General features: G+C 72.3%; 26 protein-coding genes and 1 tRNA gene. 16 read left to right on the top strand and 11 right to left on the bottom strand.

Features of this window, described 5'->3' with window-relative positions; genetic code table 11:
* Position 1 precedes the first annotated feature (1 nt).
* Entirely contained in the window at positions 2–859 is an 858-nt protein-coding gene (locus tag M6B22_RS11740; protein ID WP_269441735.1) for a MaoC family dehydratase, read from the top strand.
* Positions 860–862: 3 nt separating this feature from the next.
* On the opposite strand, the gene M6B22_RS11735 is transcribed toward M6B22_RS11740, so the two are convergent.
* Positions 863–1,234, bottom strand: a complete 372-nt coding sequence (locus tag M6B22_RS11735; RefSeq protein WP_269441734.1) for a cupin domain-containing protein — start codon at positions 1,232–1,234, stop codon at positions 863–865.
* Positions 1,235–1,305: 71 nt separating this feature from the next.
* Here M6B22_RS11735 and M6B22_RS11730 point away from each other — a divergent pair, with 71 nt between their 5' ends.
* Positions 1,306–1,749 (top strand): MarR family winged helix-turn-helix transcriptional regulator, encoded by a 444-nt coding sequence (locus M6B22_RS11730; RefSeq protein WP_269441733.1) that lies wholly within the window; start codon positions 1,306–1,308, stop codon positions 1,747–1,749.
* 4 nt (positions 1,750–1,753) lie between these two features.
* Here the strand turns inward: M6B22_RS11730 and M6B22_RS11725 are convergent, their stop codons facing one another.
* The 4 genes from M6B22_RS11725 to M6B22_RS11710 all read right to left on the bottom strand — a co-directional run bounded on the left by M6B22_RS11725 (position 1,754) and on the right by M6B22_RS11710 (position 5,652).
* Complete coding sequence (locus M6B22_RS11725) at positions 1,754–1,924, bottom strand: hypothetical protein (RefSeq protein WP_269441732.1); 171 nt, start codon at positions 1,922–1,924, stop codon at positions 1,754–1,756.
* Positions 1,925–2,235: 311 nt separating this feature from the next.
* The gene (locus M6B22_RS11720) at positions 2,236–3,165 is read right to left on the bottom strand and encodes an alpha/beta hydrolase fold domain-containing protein (protein WP_269441731.1); all 930 of its coding nucleotides are present in this window, start codon (positions 3,163–3,165) and stop codon (positions 2,236–2,238) included.
* A 10-nt stretch (positions 3,166–3,175) separates the two neighbouring features.
* Entirely contained in the window at positions 3,176–4,069 is an 894-nt protein-coding gene (locus M6B22_RS11715; protein WP_269441730.1) for an SDR family NAD(P)-dependent oxidoreductase, read from the bottom strand.
* Positions 4,066–5,652 (bottom strand): flavin-containing monooxygenase, encoded by a 1,587-nt coding sequence (locus tag M6B22_RS11710; protein ID WP_269441729.1) that lies wholly within the window; start codon positions 5,650–5,652, stop codon positions 4,066–4,068. The genes M6B22_RS11715 and M6B22_RS11710 overlap by 4 nt, the downstream gene beginning before the upstream one ends.
* A gap of 80 nt (positions 5,653–5,732) precedes the next feature.
* On the opposite strand from M6B22_RS11710, the gene M6B22_RS11705 reads away from it, so the two are divergent.
* Positions 5,733–6,380 (top strand): TetR/AcrR family transcriptional regulator, encoded by a 648-nt coding sequence (locus tag M6B22_RS11705; RefSeq protein WP_269441728.1) that lies wholly within the window; start codon positions 5,733–5,735, stop codon positions 6,378–6,380.
* 42 nt (positions 6,381–6,422) lie between these two features.
* Positions 6,423–7,511 (top strand): branched-chain amino acid aminotransferase, encoded by a 1,089-nt coding sequence (locus tag M6B22_RS11700; protein ID WP_269441727.1) that lies wholly within the window; start codon positions 6,423–6,425, stop codon positions 7,509–7,511.
* 69 nt (positions 7,512–7,580) lie between these two features.
* Here M6B22_RS11700 and dcd read toward each other — a convergent pair whose 3' ends face one another.
* Together dcd and M6B22_RS11690 are read right to left on the bottom strand one after the other, a co-directional pair.
* Positions 7,581–8,159: a dCTP deaminase gene (gene dcd, locus M6B22_RS11695; protein ID WP_269441726.1), complete on the bottom strand. Its 579-nt coding sequence runs from the start codon at positions 8,157–8,159 to the stop codon at positions 7,581–7,583.
* A gap of 10 nt (positions 8,160–8,169) precedes the next feature.
* The gene (locus M6B22_RS11690) at positions 8,170–9,087 is read right to left on the bottom strand and encodes a haloalkane dehalogenase (protein ID WP_269441725.1); all 918 of its coding nucleotides are present in this window, start codon (positions 9,085–9,087) and stop codon (positions 8,170–8,172) included.
* A 34-nt stretch (positions 9,088–9,121) separates the two neighbouring features.
* On the opposite strand from M6B22_RS11690, the gene M6B22_RS11685 reads away from it, so the two are divergent.
* The 3 genes from M6B22_RS11685 (at position 9,122) to M6B22_RS11675 (ending at position 12,538) form a co-directional block, all read left to right on the top strand.
* On the top strand, positions 9,122–10,798 hold the full coding sequence (locus M6B22_RS11685; protein ID WP_269441724.1) for a DUF885 domain-containing protein: 1,677 nt from the start codon (positions 9,122–9,124) through the stop codon (positions 10,796–10,798).
* Positions 10,799–10,812: 14 nt separating this feature from the next.
* Positions 10,813–10,886 (top strand) — tRNA-Gly (locus M6B22_RS11680).
* 236 nt (positions 10,887–11,122) lie between these two features.
* Positions 11,123–12,538 carry a lytic transglycosylase domain-containing protein gene (locus tag M6B22_RS11675; RefSeq protein ID WP_269441723.1) on the top strand — a complete coding sequence of 472 codons (1,416 nt, stop codon included), beginning with the start codon at positions 11,123–11,125 and terminating at the stop codon, positions 12,536–12,538.
* A gap of 21 nt (positions 12,539–12,559) precedes the next feature.
* On the opposite strand, the gene M6B22_RS11670 is transcribed toward M6B22_RS11675, so the two are convergent.
* The gene (locus tag M6B22_RS11670) at positions 12,560–13,021 is read right to left on the bottom strand and encodes a MarR family winged helix-turn-helix transcriptional regulator (protein ID WP_269441722.1); all 462 of its coding nucleotides are present in this window, start codon (positions 13,019–13,021) and stop codon (positions 12,560–12,562) included.
* Positions 13,022–13,113: 92 nt separating this feature from the next.
* On the opposite strand from M6B22_RS11670, the gene M6B22_RS11665 reads away from it, so the two are divergent.
* From M6B22_RS11665 to M6B22_RS11640, 6 genes are all read left to right on the top strand, one after another.
* Positions 13,114–13,638, top strand: coding sequence for a VOC family protein (locus M6B22_RS11665; RefSeq protein ID WP_269441721.1), 525 nt, complete (start codon positions 13,114–13,116; stop codon positions 13,636–13,638).
* A 77-nt stretch (positions 13,639–13,715) separates the two neighbouring features.
* On the top strand, positions 13,716–13,997 hold the full coding sequence (locus M6B22_RS11660; protein WP_269441720.1) for a GlsB/YeaQ/YmgE family stress response membrane protein: 282 nt from the start codon (positions 13,716–13,718) through the stop codon (positions 13,995–13,997).
* Between the two features lie 61 nt (positions 13,998–14,058).
* On the top strand, positions 14,059–15,267 hold the full coding sequence (serA, locus tag M6B22_RS11655) for a phosphoglycerate dehydrogenase (RefSeq protein ID WP_269441719.1): 1,209 nt from the start codon (positions 14,059–14,061) through the stop codon (positions 15,265–15,267).
* A 111-nt stretch (positions 15,268–15,378) separates the two neighbouring features.
* On the top strand, positions 15,379–16,317 hold the full coding sequence (locus tag M6B22_RS11650; RefSeq protein WP_269441718.1) for a peptidoglycan-binding domain-containing protein: 939 nt from the start codon (positions 15,379–15,381) through the stop codon (positions 16,315–16,317).
* 140 nt (positions 16,318–16,457) lie between these two features.
* Positions 16,458–18,314 carry an acyl-CoA dehydrogenase gene (locus M6B22_RS11645; protein WP_269441717.1) on the top strand — a complete coding sequence of 619 codons (1,857 nt, stop codon included), beginning with the start codon at positions 16,458–16,460 and terminating at the stop codon, positions 18,312–18,314.
* 120 nt (positions 18,315–18,434) lie between these two features.
* A complete protein-coding gene (locus M6B22_RS11640; protein ID WP_269441716.1) occupies positions 18,435–19,250 on the top strand; it encodes a tyrosine-protein phosphatase in 816 nt (271 codons plus the stop codon).
* Between the two features lie 379 nt (positions 19,251–19,629).
* Here M6B22_RS11640 and M6B22_RS11635 read toward each other — a convergent pair whose 3' ends face one another.
* The 3 genes from M6B22_RS11635 to M6B22_RS11625 all read right to left on the bottom strand — a co-directional run bounded on the left by M6B22_RS11635 (position 19,630) and on the right by M6B22_RS11625 (position 22,628).
* Positions 19,630–20,043 carry a Crp/Fnr family transcriptional regulator gene (locus M6B22_RS11635; protein WP_269441715.1) on the bottom strand — a complete coding sequence of 138 codons (414 nt, stop codon included), beginning with the start codon at positions 20,041–20,043 and terminating at the stop codon, positions 19,630–19,632.
* Between the two features lie 61 nt (positions 20,044–20,104).
* A complete protein-coding gene (locus M6B22_RS11630) occupies positions 20,105–21,031 on the bottom strand; it encodes a diacylglycerol/lipid kinase family protein (RefSeq protein ID WP_269441714.1) in 927 nt (308 codons plus the stop codon).
* A 4-nt stretch (positions 21,032–21,035) separates the two neighbouring features.
* Positions 21,036–22,628: an FAD-binding oxidoreductase gene (locus M6B22_RS11625; RefSeq protein WP_269441713.1), complete on the bottom strand. Its 1,593-nt coding sequence runs from the start codon at positions 22,626–22,628 to the stop codon at positions 21,036–21,038.
* A 47-nt stretch (positions 22,629–22,675) separates the two neighbouring features.
* On the opposite strand from M6B22_RS11625, the gene M6B22_RS11620 reads away from it, so the two are divergent.
* From M6B22_RS11620 to M6B22_RS11610, 3 genes are all read left to right on the top strand, one after another.
* On the top strand, positions 22,676–23,293 hold the full coding sequence (locus M6B22_RS11620; RefSeq protein ID WP_269441712.1) for a TetR/AcrR family transcriptional regulator: 618 nt from the start codon (positions 22,676–22,678) through the stop codon (positions 23,291–23,293).
* On the top strand, positions 23,290–24,810 hold the full coding sequence (locus M6B22_RS11615; RefSeq protein ID WP_269441711.1) for a glycerol-3-phosphate dehydrogenase/oxidase: 1,521 nt from the start codon (positions 23,290–23,292) through the stop codon (positions 24,808–24,810). Before M6B22_RS11620 ends, M6B22_RS11615 begins: the two co-directional genes overlap by 4 nt.
* A gap of 140 nt (positions 24,811–24,950) precedes the next feature.
* Positions 24,951–25,382 (top strand): Fur family transcriptional regulator, encoded by a 432-nt coding sequence (locus M6B22_RS11610; protein ID WP_269441710.1) that lies wholly within the window; start codon positions 24,951–24,953, stop codon positions 25,380–25,382.
* Positions 25,383–25,400 lie beyond the last annotated feature (18 nt).

Raw genomic sequence — 25,400 nt, 5'->3', positions numbered from 1 at the left:
CATGCCCACACTGACCAGCCCGCCCTCGCTGACCGCGCTGTACGCGCGTGCGGCGGCCACTACGCCACTGCACCGCGGCGGCGGCGACCTGCCGGACTCGGTGTACGAACTCGCCCCGCAGCCGATCGATCCCGGGCACGTGGCCGGCTACGCGCGGGTGTGCGGGTTCAGGTACGGCGCCGTCCTTCCGCCGACGTACCTGCACGTGCTCGCCTTCGGGCTTCAGGTCGCGCTGATGAGCGAGCGCGGCTTTCCCTTCCCGCTCGTCGGCCTGGTGCACGTCGCCAACTCGATCACGGTGCACCGCCCGGTGACGGTGGACGAGCAGGTGTCGTTCACGGTGCGGGCGGCGAACCTGCGGCCGCATCCGGCCGGCACCCAGTTGGACCTGCTCAGCGAGGGCGCCGTCGACGGGCAGCGCGTGTGGTCCGGCCGCAGCACCTACCTGCGCCGTGGCGGGCGGCCGCCGGGGCGCCCGGCCGGTCCGAAACCCGGGAACGCGCTCGAGCCGCCGGCCGGGGCGGTGTCGCAGGTGCGGGTACCCGCCGACATCGGCCGCAGGTACGCGGCGGTGTCCGGTGACCGCAACCCGATCCACCTGTCCGCGCTGAGCGCCAAGCTGTTCGGCTTCCCGTCGGCGATCGCGCACGGCATGTGGCTCAAGGCGCGCACGCTGGCAATGCTCGAGGGCCGGCTGCCGGAGCGGTTCACCGTCGACGTCTCGTTCAAGACCCCGGTGCTGTTACCGACGACGGTCGCGATCGGGTCGACCCGCACGGGCGCGGGGTGGACGCTGGACGTGCGCGGAGTGGAGTCCGGCAAGCCGCACTTGGCCGGCACGGTGTCCGGCGCGAGTTGATCGTCACCGCGCCCAGGGTGGCTCGAACCGGGTCCCGTCGGGGAGCTCGGCGACCAGGCCCGCCGTGGTGGTGACCCACGCCGTCGCCGGCCGGTCCCCGGTGGCGACGAGGAGCGTGGAGCCGGCCGGAACGTGCACGACCTGGCCCTGCTCTACCTGCCCACCGATTCCGTCGACGGTGACCTGAAGGGTGCCGGCGAGGACGAGCAGCACCTCCTCGCGTGAGACCCGGTGCTCGAGCCCCGGTGTGCCGGCGGGGACGTCCAGTTGCCAGGCGCACAACTGCGCGCTGCCGAGGGACGGGGCGACGTAAGCGGTGAACCGGCTCCCGTGCACGTCGTGCTGTACCGCGTCGGCCGGACTCAAGACAGGCATGACTTCCTCCATATGGTCAAGCTACTTGACCATATGGTCCAGGAACTTGACCGTTGTGTCAAAGTGGATCGATGGACGCAGAGGCCGAAGAGCTGGCGATGCGGGTGCTGTCGATCGCGACGCAGGTCGTGGACCGCATCCAGGAGGCCTTGGCCCGCCGGGGCTACGTCGACGTCCGGCCGGCACACGGCTTCGCGTTCGTCCGGATCAGCGCAGGCAACGCGACCACGCTGGACGTCGCCGAGCACCTCGGGGTCACCAAGCAGGCGGCCAGCCAGCTGGTCGAGCAGCTCGTCGCACGAGGCTACGTCGAGCGCACCGTCGATCCGGACGACGCCCGGCGCCGACCGCTTCGCCTGACCCCACGCGGGCGCGCCTGCACCCGCGCCGCACAAGCCGGTGCCGCCGAGGCGGTCAAGCCGTGGGCTGACCAGCTGAGCCCGGACGGCCTGCGCCGGCTGCTCGGCGCGCTGCGCCGGATAGACACCGGCGGACCGCTGCGGCCGGCCTGGTGAGGCGTCAGCGGCGGCTGCTGAGGATGCCGCGCTTGCGCAGCGAGCCGGCCAGCGTGAAGCCGAACGCGACGCAGGCGATCACGAACAACCAGAAAAGGCCCTTGATGATGAACCCGACGACGCCCAGCGCGACCCAGATCGCGACAAGCACCAGCACTACCTTGACGGCGGACATGACCACCTCCTGCAGCTAGAACTACGGGCCGCCGCGAGCGGTTCCCGGCCGCTGCCGCCAGGGCAGCGCGTAGTAGTCCTCGGTGGCGAGCCGGGTGAAGCCGATCGAGGTGTACCGGCCCAGGGCCCGATCGTTGTCGACTGCGACCTCGAGGCCGATCCGGTCGGTACCGGCGGCGAAGAGCCCGGAACAGACCCGGCGCAGGACATCGCGCCCGCGATCGTGCGTTCCTCGAGCTCGGCGATCGCGGACAGGGCCGCCGGCCGCAAGCCGCGTGCGCGTTCGAGCACGCGCTCAGCCGATCACGGCGGTCAACCGCGATACGTGCCGCCCGCCGCGCGGTGCTCGGCGGCCCTGTCCCCGCCGGTCAGCTGCAGCCGCAGGAAGTCTCCGACGGAACGGGCCTCGTCGGTCGCGTCGCGAAGCAGGCCGGCGAGGACGTGACCGCTGTGCCACACGCGCGCGCTCTCGAACTCGCGCACGTCGACACCAGCGGCGCGTGCGGCCGCGATGAACCGACCGATCTGCGCCCGGAGCATCTCCTCGGCGTGGTAGTGCACCAGCATGGGGGGCAGTCCGTGGAGCCGCCCGTGCAGCGGCGCGAACCCCGGATCGGAGGGGTCGGCCTGGCCGAGGTAGAGCTCCGAGCAGCGCCGGCCCCACCCGACGTTGACGACGAAATCGCGCTCGGGCAGGTCCTGGTCCGCCGGATCGGTCCAGGGTGACAGCAACGCGAGCGCGCCCGGACGCATGCCCTCGTCGGTGAGTACGCGGGCCGCGGCGACCGCCAACCCGCCGCCGGCCGAGTCGCCGGCGAGGGCGATCTGCCCGGGTTGGTAGCCGTGGTGGCGAACCAGGTCGCCGAATGCCGCCACGGTGTCCTCGAGCGCAGCCGGGAAGCGATGTTCGGGGGCGAGCCGGTAGTCCAGGTTGTAGACGACCGCCGCGGCCGCCCGGGACAGGTGTGCCGCGAGGGTGCGGTACATGCGCGGCGAGCCGACGACGTAGCCGCCGCCGTGCAGGTAGAGCACCGCGCTGCGGCCGGCACCCAGGGCGGTCGCCTCCGCGGGTCGCCCGCCCAGCACGATGTGCTCGACCCGGGTGCCGGACGGCGCCGGGTTGAGGCGGCAGGACAGCTCGGTGATCAGCCGTTGCGCGCGGACGGAGCGGCGCTCGGCCAGGCCCAGCCGGTAGGCCGGGGCGGACAGCGCGCGCACCACGGGGCGCGGCAGGTGCACCATGACCGCGGTCCTACGCCGAGACCGTGGGACGCTCGGTCACGGGCGCCACGGGCGCCACGGGCGCCACGGTCGCGCCGTCGGCCCGCGGCATCACCCGGCCCGCGCACCAGGCGAACGCGCGCTGGTAGGCCGGACCGACGAGCCTGACGAACAGGTCCAGCGCCTTGGCGTCCAGACCGACGACGGCGCGAGGGCGGTTGCCGATCACCGCGCGGGCGATCGACTTGGCGGCCGAGTCCGCCGACGTGCGGGCAAGTCGACTGTCGAAGAACTCCGCCAGCTGCCCGGCGTCCCGGCCCTCGACCGCGCAGGCGTTGCGCGCGATCGCGGTCTTGATGCCGCCGGGGTGCACGCAGGTGACGCGCACCGGGTGCCCGGCGATGAGCAGCTCCTGGCGCAACGACTCGGTGAAGCCGCGGACGGCGAACTTGGCGGCGTTGTAGGCGCTCTGGCTGGGCATCGCCAGCAGGCCGAACAGGCTCGAGACGTTCACCAGGTGGCCGTCACCGGACGCGATCAGGTGCGGCAGGAACGCCTTGGTGCCGTTGACGACGCCCCAGAAGTCGACGTCCATCACCCGCTCGATCTGCTCGAACGTCATCGCCTCGACATCGCCGGTGAACGCGATGCCCGCGTTGTTCACCACGATGTGCACCGCGCCGAACTCGGTGGCGACCGCGTCGGCGTACGCGAGCACCGCGGCCCGGTCGGTCACGTCCAGGCGCTGCTCGTGCACGCTCGCGCCGATCACCCGCACGTGCTGGGCGCTCTCGGCGAGGCCGCCGGGGTCGACGTCGCTGATCGCCAGCCGCGCGCCACGTCGCGCGAAGTCGTACGCCAGCGCCCGTCCGATGCCCGAGCCGGCGCCGGTGATGACAGCGACCTTTCCCCTGATCGCGGTCACGCCTGCCGTCCCACACTGTTGAGTGGCGGGTTATCGCTTGAGTGGCGGGCTATAGCCCGCCACTCAGCGGACAGGTCGCCACTCAACGGGGTAGCGGGGGACGAGGCGGCCCGGGCGCTCACCCGGTACGCGCCCACGTCGAAGCGGCGGGTCATCCGGCGGAACGCGAACGTGAAGCCCGGCCACAGCGTGGTGTTGTTGCCGTGCTTGTCCAGGTACCAGCTGGCGCACCCGCCGGTCGTCCAGATCGTGCGGCGCATCTGCTTTTGCAGCCGGTCGTTGTAGCGGCGCTGCTCCTCGTCGCGTACCTCGACGGTTGCCAGCCCGCGCCGGTCCATCTCCGCCAGCGCGCTGGACAGGTAGTTGATGTGCGACTCGATCATGTACACCATCGAGCTGTGCCCGAGGCCGGTGTTGGGGCCGATCACGAAGAACAGGTTGGGGAAGCCGGCAACGGTCGCGCCCTTGTACGCCTGCTGGCCCTGCTCGTCCCACACGTCTGCCAGCGTCCGGCCACCCGCGCCGACGATCCGTTCGTAGGTCGGGGAGTCGGTCACGTGGAAGCCGGTGGCGACGATGATCGCGTCCACCTCACGCGTCTCGCCGCTCGCCGTGACGATCGCGTTCTCACGCACCTCGGCGATGCCGTCGGTGACCAGCGTGACGTCCTCGCGCGCGAGCATCGGGTACCAGTCGTTGGAGATCAGGATGCGCTTGCAGCCGATCTGGAACTGTGGCGTCACCCGCTCGCGCAGCGCTGGATCGGAGATGCCGCGGGCGATGTTGCGCCGGGCGATGCGCTGCGCGGCGAGCAGGATCTTGGGCTGGAGCGCGAACCCCAGCACGAACGATTCACGGCCCCAGTAGATCGCTTCGCGAGCGGCGCGCTGCAAGAGCGGCACGTGCTGGTAGGCGAACTTCTCGGCCGCGGGGTACGCGCGGTCGTGGCGCGGCATGATCCAGGGGGCGGTGCGCTGGTAGACGTCCAGGTGGGCGACCCGGTCGACGATGGCCGGACCGATCTGGATCGCCGAGGCGCCGGTGCCGATCAGGGCGACCCGCTTGCCGGCCAGGTTCGCGGCGTGGTTCCAGCGGGCGGAGTGGAAGATCTCGCCGCGGAAGCTGGAGAGCCCTTTGACGTCCGGCAGGCTGGGCTCGCACAGCGCACCGATCGCGCCGACCAGCACCCGCGCCCGGAAGGTGCCGTTCGTGGTGTCGACCAGCCAGTGCCGGTCCGCCTCGTCCCACCGGGCCTGGGTGACCTCGGTGTCGAACAGGTGCCTGTCGAGCACGCCGTACTTGACCGCGGTCGCGCGCAGGTACTCCTGGATCTCCGCCTGGGGCGAGAACGAGCGCGACCAGTTCGGGTTCAGCTCGAAGGAGTAGGAGTACAGGTGCGAGGGGACGTCGCAGGCCGCGCCGGGGTAGGTGTTGTCGCGCCAGGTGCCGCCCACCTCGCTGCCGCGCTCGACGACCAGGAAGTCCTCCCGGCCGTCCTTGGCGAGGCGGATCGCCGCGCCCAGGCCACCGAACCCGCTGCCGATGATGAGGACGTCGACCGTCCGGCGGGGTACCTGAGTCATGGCGTCCAGGGTAAACACGACATTGAACGCGAGTCAATAGCTAGTTGGCCGCTGTTCAATAGGGCGCTAGGCTCACGACGATGACCCGCGAGAAGCGCACCCGGCTCGATCCCGCCGCTCGCCGGGCGCAGCTGATCGCGCTCGGCGTCGAGATGCTCGCCACCCGCACCCTGGACGCGCTCTCGGTGGAGGACATCGCCAAGCAGGCCGGAATCTCGCGTGGCCTGCTCTTCCACTACTTCGCCTCCAAGCAGGAGTTCCACACCGCGGTCGCGCAGGCCGCCGCCCAGGACCTGCTCGCGCGCACCGAACCGGACACCGGGCTGCCGCCCGTCGAGGCACTGCGCGAGGCGCTCGGCGCGTTCATCGGCTACGTCGCGGAGAACCCGGACAGCTACAAGTCGCTGGTGCGCGGCGCGGCCAGCGGCGACGCCGAGATGCGCGCGATCTTCGACCAGACGCGCGCCAGCATGGCGGGCCGGGTGATCGAGGTGGTCCGCCGGCTCGGTTTCGAACTCAGCCCGCGCGCGCAGCTCGCCGTCCACGGCTGGGTCGCCTACTGCGAGGAGTGCACGATCCGCTGGATCGACAGCCGGACGGTGAGTCGGGACGAACTGCAGGAGATGCTCACCAAGTCGCTGCCGGCGCTCGTCCTTGCCGCCACCGACGAGCAGGTCGGCTCGCTGGTGTCGATCCTGACGGCGGACGCGGCCATCGGCAGTGGATAAGGCTTCCGCGCGCGCACACCGGCGGAACTAGGATGTCCGACTATGACGTTCAGCCTCGAGCGAAACCCGAACCCCCGCAGCGCCGAGGAGCGCGCCGCCATCTTGGCCGCGCCCGGCTTCGGCCGGTACTTCACCGACCACATGGTGCGCATCGACTACGCCGACGGCCGGTGGGGTGAGGGGCAGGTCGTCCCCTACGGCCCGGTGGCGTTCGACCCGGCGGCGACCGTCTTCCACTACGGCCAGGAGATCTTCGAGGGCCTCAAGGCGTACCGCCAGCCGGACGGCTCGATCGCCAGCTTCCGGCCCGACGCGAACGCCGCTCGCTTCGCCCGCTCGGCACAGCGGCTCGGGATGGCCGCGTTGCCCGAGGAGCTGTTCGTCGAGTCGCTGCGCGCGCTCGTCGACATCGACCGGGACTGGGTGCCGTCCGCGCCCGACGAGTCGCTCTACCTGCGCCCGTTCATGATCGCCACCGAGGTCGGGCTGGGCGTCAACAAGCCGGCGGGCAGCTACAGCTACTTCGTGATCGCCTCGCCCGCCGGTCCGTACTTCGCGGGCGGCGTCAAGCCGGTCACCGTGTGGCTGTCCACCGAGTACACCCGCGCTGCACCCGGCGGCACCGGCGAGGCCAAGTGTGGTGGCAACTACGCGGCCGCGTTCGTCGCGCAGGCCCACGCCACCGCGCAGGGGTGCGACCAGGTCGTCTGGCTGGACGCCGCCGAGCACCGCTGGGTGGAGGAGATGGGCGGCATGAACCTGTGCTTCGTCTTCGGATCCGGTCCCGGCGCGCGCATCGTCACGCCGGCCCTGACCGGGACGCTGCTGCCGGGCGTCACCCGCGACTCGCTGCTCACCCTGGCCGGCGACCTCGGCTACACCGCCGAGGAGGGCAAGCTGAGCACCGACGAGTGGCGCGAGGGCTGCGCCTCGGGGGCGCTCACCGAGGTGTTCGCGTGCGGCACGGCCGCCGTGATCACCCCGGTGGGCGCTGTGCGGAGCGCGACGGACTCGTGGACGGTCGGCGATGGCAAGCCGGGCCCGATCACCATGCAACTGCGCGAGCGGTTGACCGGTATCCAGACCGGCCAGGTGCCCGACGGCCACGGCTGGATGCACACCCTCGCCTGACGACTGGACGGTGCGCCGGCCCTAGCTCGCTGGCGGCCCTCACTCATGACGCCGGCTCAGGACACCGGCTCAGGACGTCGGCCAGCGCCGGAAGTTCTGGTAGGAACGGCTCGGCGTCGGGCCGCGCTGGCCCTGGTAGCGCGAGCCGTACTGGCTGGACCCGTACGGGAACTCCGCAGCCGAGGACAGCCGGAACAGGCACAGCTGGCCGATCTTCATCCCGGGCCACAGCGTGATCGGCAGGTTCGCGACGTTGGACAGTTCGAGCGTGATGTGCCCGGTGAACCCGGGATCGATGAAGCCCGCTGTCGAGTGCGTGAGCAGCCCGAGCCGGCCCAGGCTGCTCTTGCCCTCCAGCCGGCCGGCCAGGTCATCCGGAAGGGTGACGATCTCCAGCGTGGAGCCGAGGACGAACTCGTTCGGGTGCAGTACGAAGGGCTCGTCGCCCTTGGGCTCGACCAGCGAGGTCAGCTCGTCCTGCTGCACGGCCGGGTCGATGTGCGTGTACTGCGAGTTGTTGAACACCCGGAAGAAGCGGTCCAGTCGCACGTCGATGCTGGACGGCTGGACGAGCTCGGCGTCCCAGGGGTCGAGCACCAGGCGGTTCGCCTGGACCTCGGCCCGGATGTCACGGTCGGACAGCAGCATGCGCGACAGGTTACTGGGTGGGTGTCTGCTCGATGAACCGCGCGATCCGGGCGGCGAGTGCGGGTCCGGCGTCCTCCTGCAGGAAGTGACCGGCACCGGCGATCACCGGATGCTCGCGCCCCTGTGCCCCCGGCAGCGCGCGACGCAGGACCGGCGCCATCGCCCCGGTGATCGGGTCGCCGTCGCTGAAGGCGATCAGGGCCGGGATCGGCAGATCGGCCAAGCTTGCCCACGCGGCACGGTTCGCCTCGCTCGCCGGATCGTCCGGTGCGGTCGGGACGAGGTCCGGCATCGCTCGCGGGGCGGCCTTGTACGTCTCGTCCGGGAACGGCGCGTCGTACGCGGCGCGGACCGGGTCGGTCAGCCGCGTCCGGCAACCGCTCTGCACGAACCGGGCGACGTCCAGCGCGGGCGCGCTGCGCACCGCCTCGCGAAACGCGTGCCAGATGTCCGGCATCGGGTGATCACCCGTCGGCAGGCCGGTGTTCGCCGCGACGAGGCGGGCGAACCGGTCCGGGTGCTCGGCGACCAGGCGCAGCCCGATCAGCCCGCCCCAGTCCTGGCCGACCAGCGTCACGCCGTGCAGGTCGAGCACGTCGAAGGCCAGCGCGCGCACCCACTCCACGTGGCGCTCGTACGAATGGTCCTCGGGGCGGGTCGGCTTGTCCGAGCGTCCGAACCCGACCAGGTCCGGCGCGATCGCCCGAAGTCCCGCGGCGGCCAGCAACGGCAACATCGAGCGGTACAGGAACGACCAGGACGGCTCGCCGTGCAACAGCAGCACCGGCTCCGCGTCCGCGGGCCCTGCCTCGACCCAGGCCATCCGCAACGAGCCCCCCTCCGCATCCGGCACGTCGGCGTAGTGCGGCTCGAAGCCGAAGTCCGGCAGGTCCAGGAAACGCTCCTCGGGCGTGCGCAGCGTCTGCATGCGCCGAACCTAGCCGGTCCGGCATGATCGTCGGGTGAGCAGTGACGCGCCCGTTCCCGCCCTGGCCGACGAGCTGATGGACACCCTGCTCGCGGCCGACCCGTTCCTCGCCACCGGCCTGGGGCTGCGCGAGTACGACGCGCTGCTGCCCGACCCGACCGCCGAGGCCGAGGACGCCCTGGACGCGAACCTGGCTGCGATCGCCGCGCGCGCCGATGCGCTGCGTCCGCACGGCCGGGCCGACGTGATCACGGCCGGCGTGATCGGCGCCGTGTGCGACCAGCGCCGCAAGCGCCTCGCCTGCCGCGCCGAGGAGTTCACCGTGTCGGCCATGCCGATCGGTGGGCCTCCTGCGCTGTGCGCGGTCATGGCGCGCACCGTGCTGCCGGATGCGGCCGCCGCCGCCGACTTCCTGGCCCGACTGCGCGCCGCACCGCGGTGGCTCGACGGCACCACCGAGCGGCTGCGCGAAGGGCGCGCCAAGGGGCGGCTGCCGGTCGGCGAGCTCGTCGACCAGGCCATCGACTGGGCCGAGCGCACCCTGGCCACGCCGCTGCCGCCGGCGTTCACCGGGATAGCCGCGCCGGCGGACTGGGCCGGCGCGGGCGACTGGCGGGACGCGGTCGAGGACGTGGTGCGCGAGCAGATCGGGCCGGCGATCGGGCGGTGGCGGGACCTGCTGCTCGAGCTGCGCCCGCACGCCCGTCCCGACGACCAGGCCGGCGTCAGCGCGATTCCGGGCGGCGCCGACGACTACGCACGGCTGGTCGGCGTGCACACCACGTTGGCGTTGACTCCGGACGAGCTGCACCGCATCGGCCTGGACACCATGGCGCAGCTCACCGAGGAGGCGCTCGCCATCGGAGCGGACCTCGGCCTGTCCGGACTGCAGGAGATCGTCGTCGCGGCGCGGCTGGCGGCCACCGGAAGCGACCCGCAGGCGGCCGTCTCGGCTGCCCAGGCTGCGATCGCCCGCGCCGAGTCACGGGCCGCCGAGCTGATGCCGGCGCCGCTGCCCGCCCCCTGCGCCGTCGAGCCGATGCCGCAGAGCGTCGGCGAGTCCGGGATGGCCCCGCACTACACGCGGCCCCGGCGCGACGGCAGCCGGCCGGGCACGTTCTGGTTCAACACGCTGCGCGCCACCGCGGGCACCGGCTGGGACCTGGAGGCGGTCGCGTTCCACGAAGCGGTTCCCGGCCATCACTCGCAGCTGGCCCGGCTGCAGCTGCTGCCCGAGCTGCCGCTGCTGCAGCAGCTGTCGATGACCGTGCACGCCGAAGGCTGGGGGCTGTACGCCGAGAAGCTGGCCGAGGAGGTGGGCCTGTACAGCGACGCACGCGCCCGGCTCGGGCTGCGCTGCACGACGATGTTGCGCGCGGCCCGGCTGGTGGTCGACACCGGACTGCACGCGTTCGGCTGGAGCCGCGAGCGCGCGGTCGGCTACCTGCTCGACCACGTCGCGCTGCCAGAGTCGTTCCTCGTCAACGAGGTAGATCGCTACATCGCCTGGCCGGGCCAGGCGCTCGCCTACCTGTCCGGCCAGCGCGAGATCCTGCGGCTACGAGCCGAAGCCCGGGCAGCCCTCGGCGCCGACTTCGACCTGCCCGGGTTCCACGCCGCCGTGCTCGACAGCGGGTCGGTGCCGATGCCGGTGCTGGCGGACATAGTGGCCGGCTGGGTGGCCGACCGCACGGCCGCGCAGTCGCGGTAGCATCTGTACCGCTCGCCGGTGTAGCTCAATGGCAGAGTCTCTGCTTCCCAAGCAGATTGCGCGGGTTCGATTCCCGTCACCGGCTCCATCACCGCCGCGGATCTCCGCGGCCGTCCCTGGTTTCGGGGTCAGCCGCGGACGTCTGATCAGCTGATCCACGCCGGCCTGGTCGTCGCAGGCACCGCGCAGGTGGCCGTGACTCGGTCGCACCGGCGAACCGGCCGGCCGGGCGTCGGATGCCGCCCGATCGGGAGGCCGATCGCTCTGGCGTGCCGGCCGACTGCGGCCTAACGTCGATCAAGCCCGCTCCCGTCTGGACCGACCATGCCGCACTCGTCCCACGCGCCGTACGTGCCGACGCACGCCCAGCCCGGCGTGCTCGCCGCGCTCGGGCGGCGGACGGTGTTGCGGGGGGCGATCGCGCTGCTGGTCGTTGCCGCGGCCGCGACCACCCTCGCGATCCGCAGTCAGAACCCGAGCGCGCAGGCACGGCCGGCCCCGGCGCACTCGAGTGCGAAGACGCTGCCGGACGCGGCGTCCGCCCCGTCGAGCCCGTCGAGCACGGTGGCAGCGGTGCAGCCGTCCGCCGTCCTCACCGATCAAGAGGGCGGCAACGAGCAGCTGCTGGCCGAGGTGGCTCCGGGATCCGCCCTGGCCGCCGACGGCATCCCGGCGACCGCACTGCTCGCCTACCGGCAGGCCGCGGACCGGGAGCGGGTCCGCGCGCCCGGGTGTGGCCTGAGCTGGCCGCTGCTGGCGGCGATCGGGCGGGTCGAGTCCGATCACGGGCGCTTCGCCGGCGCCGTCTTGCACACCGATGGGCTGTCCTCCCCGCCCGTCATCGGCATCCCGCTGAACGGCCACGGCACCGCCCTGATCCGCGACACCGACGGAGGCCGGCTGGACGGTGACCGCACCTACGACCACGCCGTCGGACCGATGCAGTTCATCCCGTCGACGTGGGCCCGGTACGGCGTGGACGCCGACCTGGACGGCACCGCGAACCCGTTCGACATCTTCGACGCGGCCGCAGCAGCTGCCGACTACCTGTGCGCGGCAGGCGGCGACCTGACCACCCTGGACGGGCAGCGCCGCGCGGTGCTCGCCTACAACCACTCGGACGCGTACCTGGAGACAGTGCTGTCGCTGGAGGCGGTGTACGCCCGCGGGGTGCCCGGACTGACCGTTCCGGTGCTGCCGGGTGATCCCGGGCCGATCCCACCTCCAACCGCGCCGCCGGTGAACCCGGGACGGCCGCCCGCGCTGCACCCGACGCCCGGGCCGAGCGCTGCCCCGAGCACCTCGCCGTCCAGGACCGGGCCCACCTCGGGTTCGCCCACCGGGAGCGGCACGTCAGCGTGCCCGGCTGACCCGTCCGCGACGTCGACATCGCCGGCGACATCGCCGAGCACGTCCGGCTCGTCCACCGCGTCGACGTCGCCGGCGCAGTCCAGTTCGTCCGCACCGTCGCAGTCCGCCGCGGTCAGCGCGCCGCCGGCCGGTTGCCCGTCGGTGTCCGGCCCCGAATCCCCGTCCGGCGACCCGTCTGCGAGTGACCCGTCTGCGAGTGACCCGTCTGCGAGTGACCCGTCTGCGAGTGACCCGTCTGCGAATGACCCGTCTGCGAATGACCGGTCGGCGAGTGACCGGTCGGCCAGTGCCGCCGCGGCCGACGGGCCGACCGGGGTGGCTCCGTCCAGCCCGGTGACCGGCGGGTCGACGACCGGCGACGCCGGGTAACTGCCGACCGGTCGGGCGGGTTCAGCCCGGTTCGGCCAGCCCGGCGACGATCGCCTGCCCGATGCGCTCGAGCTGGCCGATCTGCTCGGGGGAGAGCCGGTCGATGACTGCCGCGCGGACGGCCCGGACGTGGCCGGGGGCCGCGCCGGCCAGCACCGCGAAGCCCTCGTCGGTGAGCCGTGCGAGCTGGCCGCGGCGGTCGTTCGGCACGCCGGCGCGCTCGACCCAGCCGCGTTCCTGCAGCCGGGCCACGGCGTGCGAGAGACGGCTGCGAGAGGAGCGGGTCTTGTCGGCCAGGTCGCTCATCCGCATCGCCCGGCCCTCGGCCTCGCTCAGCCGGACCAGGATCTCGTAGTAGCCGTGTGGCATGCCGGCCTCGCTCTGCAGTTGGCGATCCAGCGCGTCGAACAGCAAGGTGGTGGCCTCGAGATAGGCGCGCCAGGCCCGCTGTTCGTCAGGACTCAGCCAGCGCGCAGTCGACATGGGCAGAGAATACGAGATAGCGGTCCCGGGAATAGTTGAATACTCAACTAGCTTGCGCTAGTGTTCCCGTTTCGCCTCGTCAAGGAGCCGTCATGGCCATCCACCGCCTCAATCACGCCGTCCTGTACGTGCGCGACGTGCGCCGTAGCGTCGAGTTCTACCGCGACGTCCTCGGGTTCACCCCGATCGAGGGGATGGCCGAACTGCGCGGCGCCGCCTTCTTGCGTGCGCCGGACTCCACCAACGATCACGACCTGGGCCTGTTCGAGGTCGGTGCCGCGGCGGCGGACTCGGGTGCCGGCCGCGGCTCGGTCGGGCTGTACCACCTGGCCTGGGAGGTCGACACGCTCGCCGATCTGCAGGCGCTGGCCGGCAAGCTCGCCGCGGCCGGCGCGCTCGGCGGCGCGTCCGACCACAGCACCACCAAGTCGCTCTACGGACACGACCCGGACGGCCTGGAGTTCGAGATCGCCTGGATCGTGCCGCGCGACCTGCTGGACGACGCGGCACTGGCCGGCCGCACGAGCATCCGGCCGCTGGATCTGGCCCGCGAGATCGCAAGGTACGGAGCCGACACCAGGGGCGGGGTGGGAGTCAGCCGTGCGTCGGCTGGGTAAGGCTGTGTGACCGGCGTTTACCGATCATGGACCCAGGGTAGGCACATCGGACCACACCGGACCCCCAGGAGGTTCCCATGCTCGGCCTGATCATCTCGCTCATCATCATCGGCCTGATCGCCGGCGCACTCGCCCGGCTGCTGGTCCCCGGCCGGGACCCGATCGGCATCGGCGGCACGATCCTGCTCGGCATCGTCGGCTCGTTCATCGGCGGCTTCCTGGGCTACGTGCTGTTCCATCACGACAAGTCGCAGGGCGCGCTGCAGCCGGCCGGCATCATCGGCTCGATCATCGGTGCCGTGATCGCGCTGCTGATCTACCGTCGGGTCGGTTCGCGCGGCCGGATGAGCCGCGTCTGACCAGACCTGAACTCGCCCCCGTCCGGGAATCCCGGGCGGGGGCGAGCCATAGAATCGGCCGGTGACCCAGAATCCCGTCCGCGTCCTGCTGCTCGAACAGATCCATCCCGACGCAGAGGCGATCCTGACCTCGGCCGGCTTCGAGGTCGAATCGGTGTCGCGGGCGCTGGACGAGGACGAACTCGTCGAGCGGGTCGCCGGGGTGAACCTGCTCGGGCTTCGCTCCAAGACCCAGGTCACCGCACGCGTGCTGGACGCCGCGCCCGATCTGGTGGGAATCGGCGCGTTCTGCATCGGCACCAACCAGATCGACCTGGACGCCGCCTCCGAGCGCGGCATCACCGTCTTCAACGCGCCGTTCTCCAACACCCGGTCGGTGGTGGAGCTGGCGATCGCCGAGATCATCTCGATGACGCGGCGGATGACCGAGAAGAACGCCCTGATGCACGCCGGCGTCTGGGACAAGAGTGCCGAGGGCGCCCACGAGGTGCGCGGCCGCACCCTCGGCATCATCGGGTACGGCAACATCGGCACCCAGCTGTCCGTGCTCGCCGAGAACCTGGGCATGAAGGTGCTGTTCTACGACACCGCGGACAAGCTCGCACTGGGCAATGCGCGGCGCTGCATCTCGCTCGCCGAACTGCTCGCGCAGGCCGACGTGCTCACGCTGCATGTGGACGGCCGGCCGTCCAACAAGAACCTGTTCGGCGAGGCCGAGTTCGCCCAGATGCGCCCCGGCTCGCTGTTCCTGAACCTGTCCCGGGGGTTCGTGGTCGACTACGCCGCGCTGCGCCGGCACATCCAGGCCGGGCACATCGCCGGCGCAGCCGTCGACGTCTTTCCGAAGGAGCCCAAGGGCCGCGGGGATGAGTTCGTGTCCGAGTTGCGCGGCCTGGACAACGTGATCCTCACCCCGCACATCGGCGGCTCGACCGAGGAGGCCCAGCAGGACATCGGCCGGTTCGTCGCCGGCAAGTTCCGCGACTTCGTGCTGGACGGCGCCACCGCGATGAGCGTGAACCTGCCCGGCCTGGCGCTGCCACAGGCCCCGGACACCAGCCGGCTGATCCTGATCCACCGCAACGTGCCGGGTGTGATGGCGACGGTCAACGGGGTGTTCGCCGAGCACAAGGTGAACGTCGAGGCGCAACTGCTGGGTACGCGCGGCGAGTACGGCTACGTGGTCACCGATGTCGACGCGAGCCTGACCGCGGAGATGCTCGACGAGCTGCGCGCTCTTCCGGAGACGGTCCGGCTCCGCGTGCTCTGACCCGATCGTGCAACGTCCTGCGGTCTGAGACCCCCGGAAGTTGCACAATCGGGTCAGGATCACCGATCATGATCAGCGGCGGGGGACGCCGTCCGAACTGAAGGTCCGCCAATGTCCCGCCGTCTCCTCGCCGCCGCGATCGCCGTCACCTGTGCGCTCGCCGGCCTCGTCCTCGCCGGCCCCGCCTCCGCCGTGGCCCGACCGCAGGCGCCCGCGCACCTGCCTGCGGCCATCGAACCGCTGGCCGCCTACGCCGCCGACGTCTCGTGCGACCCGGTCATCAAGCCGGGCACCAAGCGGCTGGCCGACCTACTGGTGCACACCTACCCCGGCACCTACTACGGCTCGGCGTACTCCTGCGGAACCGACGGGACGATCAGCGAGCACTACGACGGCCGCGCGATCGACTGGATGGTGTCGATCCGCAACAAGCGCACCTATGCCGACGCCAGGGCCGTGATCGCCTGGCTGCTCGCCACCGACGCACAGGGCAACCGCTTCGCGATGGCCCGCCGCCTCGGTGTCATGTACCTGATCTACAACAACCGGATCTGGGGCTCCTGGGACGGCAAGTGGGAGCCGTACAACAACTGCGCCAAGCAACCCGGGCGCGGTTACGACACCTCCTGCCACCGTGACCACATGCACATCTCGTTGGGCTGGAACGGGGCGATGGGCACGACCACGTTCTGGGGCAGCGCGGTGGCCGCGACCGACTTCGGTCCCTGCCGGGCAGCCGACCTGAACTGGGCGACGCCGCGACGCCGGGCGAACCCACAGCCGTGCCCCTACTACCGCAGCGTCCCGGCGCCGGCACATGCGTCCGCGACGAAGGCCGCCCTGGTGCGCTACTCCGGGGCGCGGCTGCTGCGCGGCTCGCGCGGTCCGGCCGTGAGCGCTGTGCAGAGCGCACTGCACATCAGCGCGTCCGGCACGTTCGGCACCGCCACCCGTACCGCGGTGCAGGCCTTCCAGCGCAGCCACGACCTGGCGAGCACGGGCGTGCTCAACGTGCCGACCTGGCGGGCCCTGCTGCGGGCGGTCCGGTAGGCGTCCGGCCGGACCGGCACCGACAGCCCGCCCCGGCCTTGCACGGGTTACCGGTCAGTAATACCATTGGAAGTTACTGACCGGTAACCCCGCTTCCCGAGGCGGTCTCCGCACGGGAAAGAGCACCAGGGAGACGAGCCATGGGCCACTTCAAGAGCAACGTCCGGGACATCGAGTTCAACCTGTTCGAGGTGTTCGGCACCGACCGGGTGCTGGGCAGTGGGCCGTTCGCCGACCTGGACACCGACACGATGCGCGGCATCATCCGCGAGGTCGCCAAGCTCGCCGAGGGTCCGCTGGCCGAGTCGTTCGCCGACGCCGACCGCAACCCGCCGGTGTTCGACCCGGACACCAACTCGGTGCGCCTGCCGGAGTCGCTCAAGAAGTCCTGGCGCGCGCTGTACGACAGCGAGTGGTGGCGGGTCGAGACGATCCCCGAGCTGGGCGGCCAGCTCGTGCCGCGCACCGTCGTCTGGGCTGTCGCCGAGCAGGTCCTCGGGTCCAATCCGTCCCTGCACATGTACATGGCCGGCGCGCCGTTCGCCGGCATCCTCTACGCCAACGGCAACGAGACGCAGCGCAAGATGGCCCAGCGCATGATCGACCGCGGCTGGGGCGCCACCATGGTGCTGACCGAGCCGGACGCCGGTTCGGACGTCGGTGCCGGGCGCACCAAGGCGATCGAGCAGCCCGACGGGTCCTGGCACATCGAGGGCGTGAAGCGGTTCATCACGTCGGCCGAGCAGGACATCACCGAGAACATCGTGCACCTGGTGCTGGCCCGTCCGGAGGGCGCGGCCCCGGGCACCAAGGGGCTGTCGCTGTTCGTCGTGCCGAAGTTCCACTTCGATGTGGAGACCGGCGAGCTCGGCGAGCGCAACGGCGTGTACGTCACCAACGTCGAGCACAAGATGGGGCTGAAGGCCTCCACCACCTGCGAGCTGCGCTTCGGTGAGAACCCGGACATCCCGGCCAAGGGCTGGCTCGTCGGCGACGTCCACGACGGCATCGCGCAGATGTTCCAGGTGATCGAGCACGCCCGGATGATGGTGGGGACCAAGGCCATCGCGACGCTGTCCACCGGGTACCTGAACGCCTTGGAGTTCGCCAGGACCCGGGTGCAGTCCGCTGACCTGACCCGCAGCAGCGACAAGAGCGCGCCGCGCGTCACGATCATCCACCACCCGGACGTGCGCCGCAGCCTGATGCTCAACAAGGCGTACGCGGAGGGCTTGCGCGCACTCGTCTACTACACGGCCACCGTGCAGGACCGGATCGTCATCGGCCACGCCGCCGGCACGGACAACACCCTGGACGAGGCGATCAACGACCTGTTGCTGCCGATCGTCAAGGGGGCCGGCTCGGAGCGTTCCTACGACCAGCTGGCCCAGGCGCTGCAGACCTTCGGCGGCTCGGGCTACCTGCAGGACTACCCGCTGGAGCAGTACATCCGCGACGCCAAGATCGACACCCTGTACGAGGGCACCACCGCGATCCAGGGCCAGGACTTCTTCTTCCGCAAGATCGTCAGGAACAAGGGGGCCGCGCTCGGCGCGCTGTCCGGCGAGATCACCGCATTCCTGGCGTCGATCGAGGACGAGGGCCGGCTGAAGGAGGAGCGCGGCGCGCTGCAGAAGGCCCTCGAGGACTTCGGCGCCATGGTCGCGGCGATGTTCGGGCAGCTGATGAGCGGGCAGGAGGACGTCGCCAACGTCTACAAGGTCGGCCAGAACACCACCCGGCTGCTGCTGTCGGCCGGCGATCTCATGGTCGGCTACCTTCTGCTGCGCCAGGCGTCCGTCGCGCTGACGAAGCTGGACGCCGATGGCGACGGTTCCGCGGCGGCCCTGTCCGCCCCGGAACGCGCGTTCTACGCGGGCAAGCCGGCGGTGGCGCGGTTCTTCGCCCAGACCGTCCTTCCCGAACTGACCGCGCGCCGCCAGGTCGTCGAGGCAACCGACAACTCCCTGATGGACGTCTCCGAGGCCTCCTTCTGAACCGCTCACAGCTCCGCCGAGTGGCGACCTACCACCTCGAGTGGCGCGCCGTAGGTCGCCACTGGGAGCCGGGAGTCGCCACTCGGCGAGGTCGTGAAGCAGGTCGGTAGGGTCGAGGGCGTGACGGATTCGCGCTGGATCGAGCTCGACGGTGCGGTCAACGCGCGTGATCTGGGTGGCTTGCCGACCGTCGACGGCAGCCGGGTACGACCGGACCGGCTGATCCGGTCGGACAACCTGCAGGGCCTGAGCCGAGCGGACATCCGCGTCCTCGTGGACAACCATCGGGTGCGCGCGGTCGCCGATCTGCGCACCGGTGTCGAGGTCGACGCCGAAGGACCAGGCCCGCTGACCGCCGAACCGCGGGTCCGGATCGCCCACCTGTCGCTGTTCCCCGAGGCCGGACACAACACTGACGCCGCGGCACTGGACGAAGACCCGGACGGTGATCCGCAGCAGCCGATCGTTCTGCCGTGGCAGCAGCGTCGGGACGACGGGGCCCAACGCCACGGCGCGGCCGCGGTCTACCTGGGCTACCTGGAGGACCGCCCCGACTCGGCGCTGGCCGCGCTGCGCCTGATCGCCGGCACCGACGGGGCCACGATCGTGCACTGCGCCGCCGGCAAGGACCGCACCGGTGTGGTTACCGCGCTCGCGCTGGCGGAAGTGGGCGTGCCGCGCGAGGAGATCGTCGCCGACTATGCGCTCAGCAGCGAGCGGATCGAAGCGATCTTCGCCCGGCTGCTGGCCTCACGCACCTACGCCGGCGACCTGGACGGGCAGCAGATCGACAAGCACCGCACCCGTCCGGAGACCATGTGGGCGTTGCTCGACGCGATCACCGCCAAGTACGACGGCGTCGGCGGTTGGTTGCGCAGCCACGGCTGGACCGAGCAGGACGCGGCGGCGCTGCGCGCCCATCTGCTCGACGCCTGATCACTACCCGACGGCCACGCACGCGCGTGGTCCTGGGGACGGAATCGTCCGCTGGTGGGGGCCCGGCGCGGCGCGCGCTTGCCCCGCCCAGTTGCGGGCCTTCGCGCGCTTGCCCCACCCAGTTCCCGAATTCGGCGCCGAGTTCTCGTCAGCTGATGGGGGAAGCGGGCGCGGGGTGGTCAGCTGATGGGGGAAGCGGGTGTGGAGTGACCTTGCCCCACCCAGTTGCAGCCCTTCGCGCGCTTGCCCCACCCAGTTCCCGAATTCGGCGCCGAGATCTCGTCAGCCGATGGGGGAAGCGGGCGCGGCCTCGTCAGCCGATGGGGGAAGCAGGTGGGACGCGGGTCAGCCGCTGGGGGAAGGGTCCTGGGGGTATCCATCAGCCGCTGGGGTGCCGGGAGTTGTAGACGGTGAGCATCGTCTCGCGCAGTGTCGGACGGGCGGCGAGCAGTTCGCGCAGCGCGTCGTACTCCACCCGCAGTGCGCTGCCGTGCCCGCCCGCCGAGACGGTCGCGGTGCGCTGGCCGCCCTCGACGAAGGCCATCTCGCCGATGATGTCGCCGATGCCCAGCACCGCGATCTCCTGCCGGCCGCGGAAGACGCGGGCGGTGCCGGACAGCAGCACGTAGCAGGCGTCGGCCGGGGTGCCCTCTTGCACGAACGGCCAGCCGTCCGGGAACGAGGTCTGCTTGCCCGCGGCGACCAGCGCCTCGATGTCGTCGCGGCTGCAACCGGCGAAGGCCACCGACTGCGCCAGTTGATCAGCGATCTGGCGCTTCTCGCCATGCAACACGCCGGCCTCCGGGACGCTGGACTGCCTGCGACTCTAGACGGACGTCGCGGCCGCGTCGCGTTCAAGTGGCGTGCGCCTCCGGCGGCGGAGCGATCAGGCGCAACGCGCCCGGCCGGATCCGGACGGTGATCGGCAGCCGGCCCAGCCCGTCGCCGTCCGCCCCCACCGGCAGCGGACGATCGGCGGCGATCGTGACCTCGCGGGCGGTGCGGATCTCGACCTCCGGCCGGTGCACGTGGCCGCCGTGCCCCGCCTGGCGCAGGAACGAGATCACCGCGCGACGCGGCCCGGCGCCGACCGTCATCACGTGCAGCAGCCCGTCGTCGACGAGCGCCGGAGGCACGATGTGCAGGCCGTGCCCGTAGCGGCCGGAGTTGCCGACGACCACGGTGTGCGCCCGGAGCGTGCTGGTGACGCCGTCGAGGGTGAGCGTGAAGACCGGCGGGTGCCAGCCGGCGATCGCGCGCACGGGAGCCAGCCGGTAGGCCACCAGGGCCGGCAGCCACCGGCTCGCGTTGATGATCTCGCTGGCCACCGAGTCGATGCCGGCGTAGACGTTGCCCGGCACGATCACGCCCCCCGCGGCTGTGCCCTGGCTGCCGGGGGTACCTCGGTCCGCCTCGATCGCGTCGATCGTCCGCGGCTCTGCGCCCAGCAGTAGCTCGGCGAGGCTGTCCGGGTCCGCGGGCAGGCGCAGCGCCAGCGCGAGGTCGTTGCCGCGCCCGGCGGGGACGATACCCATGAGCCCGCCGCCGGGGACCACACCGCCGGCCACATCCCGCACCAGGCCGTCCCCACCCACGGCAATGACGACGCGGCCCGCGCCTGCCGCGGCCTGCGCCTCCTGCCGCGCGTGCTCGCCGCTTCGTGTGAGCTCGACCCGCACGTCAGCGCCGGCCGTGGCGAGCCGCGCGGCCACCGGCGCCCAGTGCCGGGTAGCCCGTCCGCCGCCGGCGATCGGGTTGATCAGTGCGGTGAACGCGCGCACGGCCTCACCCGACCAGGACGCCGGGGTTGAGGATGCCGGCCGGGTCGAGCGTGCGCTTCACCGCGCGCAGCGCCTCGAGGGCGAGCGGGCCGATCTCGTCCCGGTAGGCGTCGCGGTGATCGGTGCCGACACCGTGGTGGTGGGTGATCGTGGCCCCCGCCGCCCGGATCGCGGCCGTGGCGGCGTGCTTGGCGGCGGCCCATTGAGCGAGCGGGTCGGGTCCCAGGGCGCAGAGCACGGTGAAGTACAGCGATGCACCGGTCTCGTAGACGTGCGAGATGTGACACAGGACGACAGGTGGCGTGCCCTGCCGGGTCAGCGTCTCGGTCAGGGCGGCGCTCACTGCGCCGCGCAGCGCCTCGAGACCGGACCAGAACGTCGCCGTCTCCAGCGTCTCGACCAGCGCTCCGGCGTCCAGGAGCGGGTCACGCAGGTACGGCGCCTGATAGCGGCCCGCCCGCCACGCCTCCCCCGGGGCGGTGCCGAGGTTCTCGCCGCCGGCCGCTGCGAGCACCGCGCTTGCGCCGGCCCGGCGGGCCGCGACGTCGGCCGCGGTTCCCTCGTACCCGGCGATGGCCAGGCAACCGCCGCTGCCGCCCGCGCCGGGGTCGGCCAGATTTACCGCCGTCTCGGCCTCGTCCGACAGGCGCAGCACCGTCGGCAGCGGGCCGTCCTGGGCCAACGCGCGCAGGGCGGCCGCCCCGGCCGCGAAGGTGTCGAACCGCCAGCCGTCGAACACCCGCAGCGCGGGCCGCGGCCGGATCCGGACGGTCACCGACGTGATCACCCCGAGCGTGCCCTCCGAGCCGAGCACGAGCTGGCGCAGATCCGGCCCGGCGGCCGACTGGGGCGCGGCGCCGAGCGTGATGGTGCCGCGCGGTGTTGCCAGGACGAGCGCCACCACCAACTCGTCGAAGCGGCCGTAGCCGGCGGACGACTGGCCGGCCGAGCGCGTCGCCGCGTATCCGCCGATGCTCGCGCCCTCGTACGACTGCGGGAAGTGGCCCAGCGTGAACCCCTGCTCGCCGAGCAGTTGCTCGGCCCGGGTGCCGCGCAGACCGGCGCGCAGCGTCGCGGTGCGCGAGAGCGGATCGAGCCCGACGAGCCCGTCCAGGCGACGGACGTCGAGGGCGATCACGCCTGCGAAGGCGTCGCGGTCGGCTACCAGTCCGCCGACCACCGACGTCCCGCCCGCGAACGGGACCACGGCGATCCGGTGCTCGGCGCACACCTGCAACACCCGGACCACCTCGTCGTGGTCGGCCGGGAGCACGACCGCGTCCGGGGCGTCGTCGGCGTCACCCGCGCGCAGCTTGAGCAGGTCGGGGGTGGACCAGCCGCGCGTGTGCGCCACCCGGGCCGCTGGCTCGGCGGTCACGTGTTCGGCGCCGACAACCGCTTCCAGCGCGGCGCGGGCCGGGTCGGCAAGCGTGTGGTCGGGCAGCCGGGCGGCGTCCGGATCGACGGGAGGTGGCGCCGGGCGCGCGCCCAGTGCGCCGAGCGCGGCCGCGGCGAAGGCCGGCAGTTCGGCCCGGCGTTGCGGGTCGCCCCAGCGGTAGGGACGCAGTTGGACGACCGGAAGATCGGACTCGGTCACGGTCGCACGCCCTTCTCCCGCCGCCGCTCGCTGATACACTGTGACACGTGCTGTCGCAGCAACGCAATGCAGCGCCGAGCGCGTCGGGCGGGCCACGCGCCGCCAATGCGATCCCCGAGCAGCAGATCCTGGACGCCGCCTACGAACTGTTGCTCGCGGTGGGGATGCGGCGCATGAACATCGCGGACATCGCCCGCCGGGCCGGCGTCTCGCGGGCCACGCTCTATCGGCGCTGGCCGAACGTGCGGGCCGTGGTCGGCGCGCTCACCACGCGCGAGCTGGCCGCGCTCGCCGCTGCCGCGTTCTCCGCCGATGGCCCGCACGCGCGCGGCGCGCTGGTCGAGGCGGTGGTGCGCGTGGTCCGGGGCGTGCGCGCTCACCCGCTCACCCGCAAGATCGTCGAGGTCGATCCGGACTTCCTGCTGCCCTACCTGCTCGAGCGGCGCGGCACATCGACGGCCGCGCAGCTTGACCTGCTGGAGGCCGCGCTCCGGTCCGGCGACGGGTCGATCCGCAGTGGCGACCCGGCTGCCCTGGCCCGCGCGATGTGGCTGGCCGCGGGCTCGTTCGCGCTCACCGGCCCGGTCCTCGCCGACGAGCGGGTCTCGCTGGACGAGCTGGACGGGCAGTTGCGCGAGCTGCTCGATCGGTACCTCACGCCGTGAATCCGGCCACCTCGCTCAACGCGGCCCGCCGCGCGCGCGAACTGGACGGACTCGGGCGGGGGACAGTCGACGTCCTGGTGGTCGGCGGCGGCGTGACCGGCGCGGGTGTAGCGCTGGACGCCGTCGCGCGCGGGCTGTCCGTGGTGCTCGCCGAGAAGCACGATCTGGCGTTCGGCACCAGCCGGTGGAGCTCCAAGCTCGTGCACGGCGGGCTGCGCTACCTCGCCTCCGGAGCGGTGCGTATCGCGCACGAGAGCGCGGTCGAACGCGGCATCCTGATGACCACCACCGCACCGCACCTGGTGCGCGCGCTGCCGCAGGTGGTGCCGTTACTGCCCGGGATCTCGCGTGGCCACAGCGCGCTGCTGCGCGCCGGGTTCGCGGCCGGGGACGCGCTGCGGCTGGCCGCCGGCACGCCCGGCTCGGTGCTGCCCCGCTCGCGCCGGATCGGCGCCGCCGACGTGCGCCGGTACGCACCGACCGTGGCGCGGAGCGGCCTGCGTGGCGGCCTGCTGGGGTGGGACGGCCAACTGGCCGACGATGCGCGGCTGGTGGTCGCGATCGCGCGGACCGCGGCCGGGCTGGGCGCGCGCATCCTGACCCGCTGCGCGGCGGTCGAGGTCACCGGGCACGGCGCGGTGCTTCATGACGAGTTGAGCGGCGCACGACTCGACCTCGCCGCCCGCGCGGTGGTCAACGCGACGGGGGTCTGGGCCGGCGAGGTGGACCCGACGGTGCGGTTGCGGCCGAGCCGGGGCACCCACCTGGTGCTGCCGCAGGCCGCGTTCGGTGGGCTCTGCGCCGGCCTGACCGTCCCGGTGCCGGGGTCTGCGAGCCGGTTCGTGTTCGCGTTGCCCGCGCCGGACGAGCGCGTGTACGTCGGCCTCACCGACGAGGATGCCCCGGGGCCGATCCCTGACGTCCCGTCCGCGTCGGAGGCCGAGATCGACTTCCTGCTGGAGGTGATCGGCTCGGCGCTGCAGGTGCCGCTGACCCGCGCCGACGTGCTCGGGAGCTACTCCGGGCTGCGCCCGCTGCTGGACTCGGGCGCGGCCGACACCGCGGACCTGTCCCGGCGGCACGCGGTGTTGACTGCGCCGGACGGTCTGGTCACCGTCGTCGGCGGCAAGCTGACAACCTACCGGCGGATGGCGCAGGACGCGGTCGACACCGCGATCGCCCGGGCCGGGCTGGATGCCGGGCCGTGTGTGACCCGGCGGTTGCCGCTCGTGGGCGCGGCCGGCGCCGACCGGGTGGCCGCGGGCGACCGGCTGGTGGGCCGTTACGGCAGCGAGGCAGTCGACGTGCAGGCGACGGCCGGCGGCGATCCGGGTCTGCTGCGGCCGGTCTGCGGCGGCGTGCGCACGTGCGGCGCGGAGCTGATCTTCGCGGTGCGCCACGAGGGCGCGCTGGACGTCGGCGACCTGCTGGATCGGCGGACCCGGGTGGGTCTGGACCCGGCTGCGCGCGCCGCGGCACTGCCGGCGGCGCGCGCAGCGCTGGCCGCTGCGCCCTGAGCGCGCGGCGAAGCCCGAACGCGGCGACCGGCCATCTACCGCGGGTCGCCGCCCGGACATCACGATCGTCGGCGGGCGGCCGGACCTGAGAGAATCGACGTGGACTTGATCTGTTCCAGATTATGGGCGAGACTTCGAGCATGCCGACGACCGCAGAGCTCGAGGGCCTGTTGCGGAGTTCCGCGCTGCGGGTGACCCGGCCCCGGATGGCGGTGCTGACGGCGGTACACGAGCATCCACACGCCGACACCGATGCCCTCATCGGTGCGGCCCGCGCCGCGCTGGGCGATGTGTCGCACCAGGCCGTCTACGACGTATTGCGCGCCCTGACCACGGCAGGATTGGTGCGCCGCATCCAACCGATGAACTCGGTGGCGCGCTACGAGGCGCGGGTCGGCGACAACCACCATCACGTGGTCTGCCGCTCGTGCGGTGCGATAGCCGACGCCGACTGCGCGGTCGGTGACACCCCCTGCCTCACCGCGTCCGACGACCACGGCTTCGCGATCGACGAGGCGGAGGTCATCTACTGGGGCCTGTGCCCCGAGTGCGCCGCGGCGCCCACCGACTGATCCGCGCCTACAGCGGCT

This window comes from Jatrophihabitans cynanchi, from assembly GCF_027247405.1.
GTDB lineage: Bacteria > Actinomycetota > Actinomycetes > Mycobacteriales > Jatrophihabitantaceae > Jatrophihabitans_B > Jatrophihabitans_B cynanchi.
The sequence above is the reverse complement of the archived record's forward strand: the minus strand, read 5'-3'. Positions and strand labels throughout refer to the sequence as shown.

What these genes read in the sequence shown, in the direction of transcription:
- M6B22_RS11665 (WP_269441721.1), top strand. Translation starts at nt 13,114, where the DNA reads ATGGCCATCCACCGCCTCAATCACGCCGTCCTGTACGTGCGCGACGTG.
- M6B22_RS11740 (WP_269441735.1), top strand. Translation starts at nt 2, where the DNA reads ATGCCCACACTGACCAGCCCGCCCTCGCTGACCGCGCTGTACGCGCGT.
- M6B22_RS11660 (WP_269441720.1), top strand. Translation starts at nt 13,716, where the DNA reads ATGCTCGGCCTGATCATCTCGCTCATCATCATCGGCCTGATCGCCGGC.
- M6B22_RS11705 (WP_269441728.1), top strand. Translation starts at nt 5,733, where the DNA reads ATGACCCGCGAGAAGCGCACCCGGCTCGATCCCGCCGCTCGCCGGGCG.
- M6B22_RS11730 (WP_269441733.1), top strand. Translation starts at nt 1,306, where the DNA reads ATGGACGCAGAGGCCGAAGAGCTGGCGATGCGGGTGCTGTCGATCGCG.
- M6B22_RS11675 (WP_269441723.1), top strand. Translation starts at nt 11,123, where the DNA reads ATGCCGCACTCGTCCCACGCGCCGTACGTGCCGACGCACGCCCAGCCC.
- M6B22_RS11725 (WP_269441732.1), bottom strand. Translation starts at nt 1,924, where the DNA reads ATGTCCGCCGTCAAGGTAGTGCTGGTGCTTGTCGCGATCTGGGTCGCG.
- M6B22_RS11720 (WP_269441731.1), bottom strand. Translation starts at nt 3,165, where the DNA reads ATGGTGCACCTGCCGCGCCCCGTGGTGCGCGCGCTGTCCGCCCCGGCC.
- M6B22_RS11610 (WP_269441710.1), top strand. Translation starts at nt 24,951, where the DNA reads ATGCCGACGACCGCAGAGCTCGAGGGCCTGTTGCGGAGTTCCGCGCTG.
- dcd (WP_269441726.1), bottom strand. Translation starts at nt 8,159, where the DNA reads ATGCTGCTGTCCGACCGTGACATCCGGGCCGAGGTCCAGGCGAACCGC.
- M6B22_RS11690 (WP_269441725.1), bottom strand. Translation starts at nt 9,087, where the DNA reads ATGCAGACGCTGCGCACGCCCGAGGAGCGTTTCCTGGACCTGCCGGAC.
- M6B22_RS11650 (WP_269441718.1), top strand. Translation starts at nt 15,379, where the DNA reads ATGTCCCGCCGTCTCCTCGCCGCCGCGATCGCCGTCACCTGTGCGCTC.
- M6B22_RS11700 (WP_269441727.1), top strand. Translation starts at nt 6,423, where the DNA reads ATGACGTTCAGCCTCGAGCGAAACCCGAACCCCCGCAGCGCCGAGGAG.
- M6B22_RS11735 (WP_269441734.1), bottom strand. Translation starts at nt 1,234, where the DNA reads ATGCCTGTCTTGAGTCCGGCCGACGCGGTACAGCACGACGTGCACGGG.
- M6B22_RS11670 (WP_269441722.1), bottom strand. Translation starts at nt 13,021, where the DNA reads ATGTCGACTGCGCGCTGGCTGAGTCCTGACGAACAGCGGGCCTGGCGC.
- M6B22_RS11710 (WP_269441729.1), bottom strand. Translation starts at nt 5,652, where the DNA reads ATGACTCAGGTACCCCGCCGGACGGTCGACGTCCTCATCATCGGCAGC.
- M6B22_RS11645 (WP_269441717.1), top strand. Translation starts at nt 16,458, where the DNA reads ATGGGCCACTTCAAGAGCAACGTCCGGGACATCGAGTTCAACCTGTTC.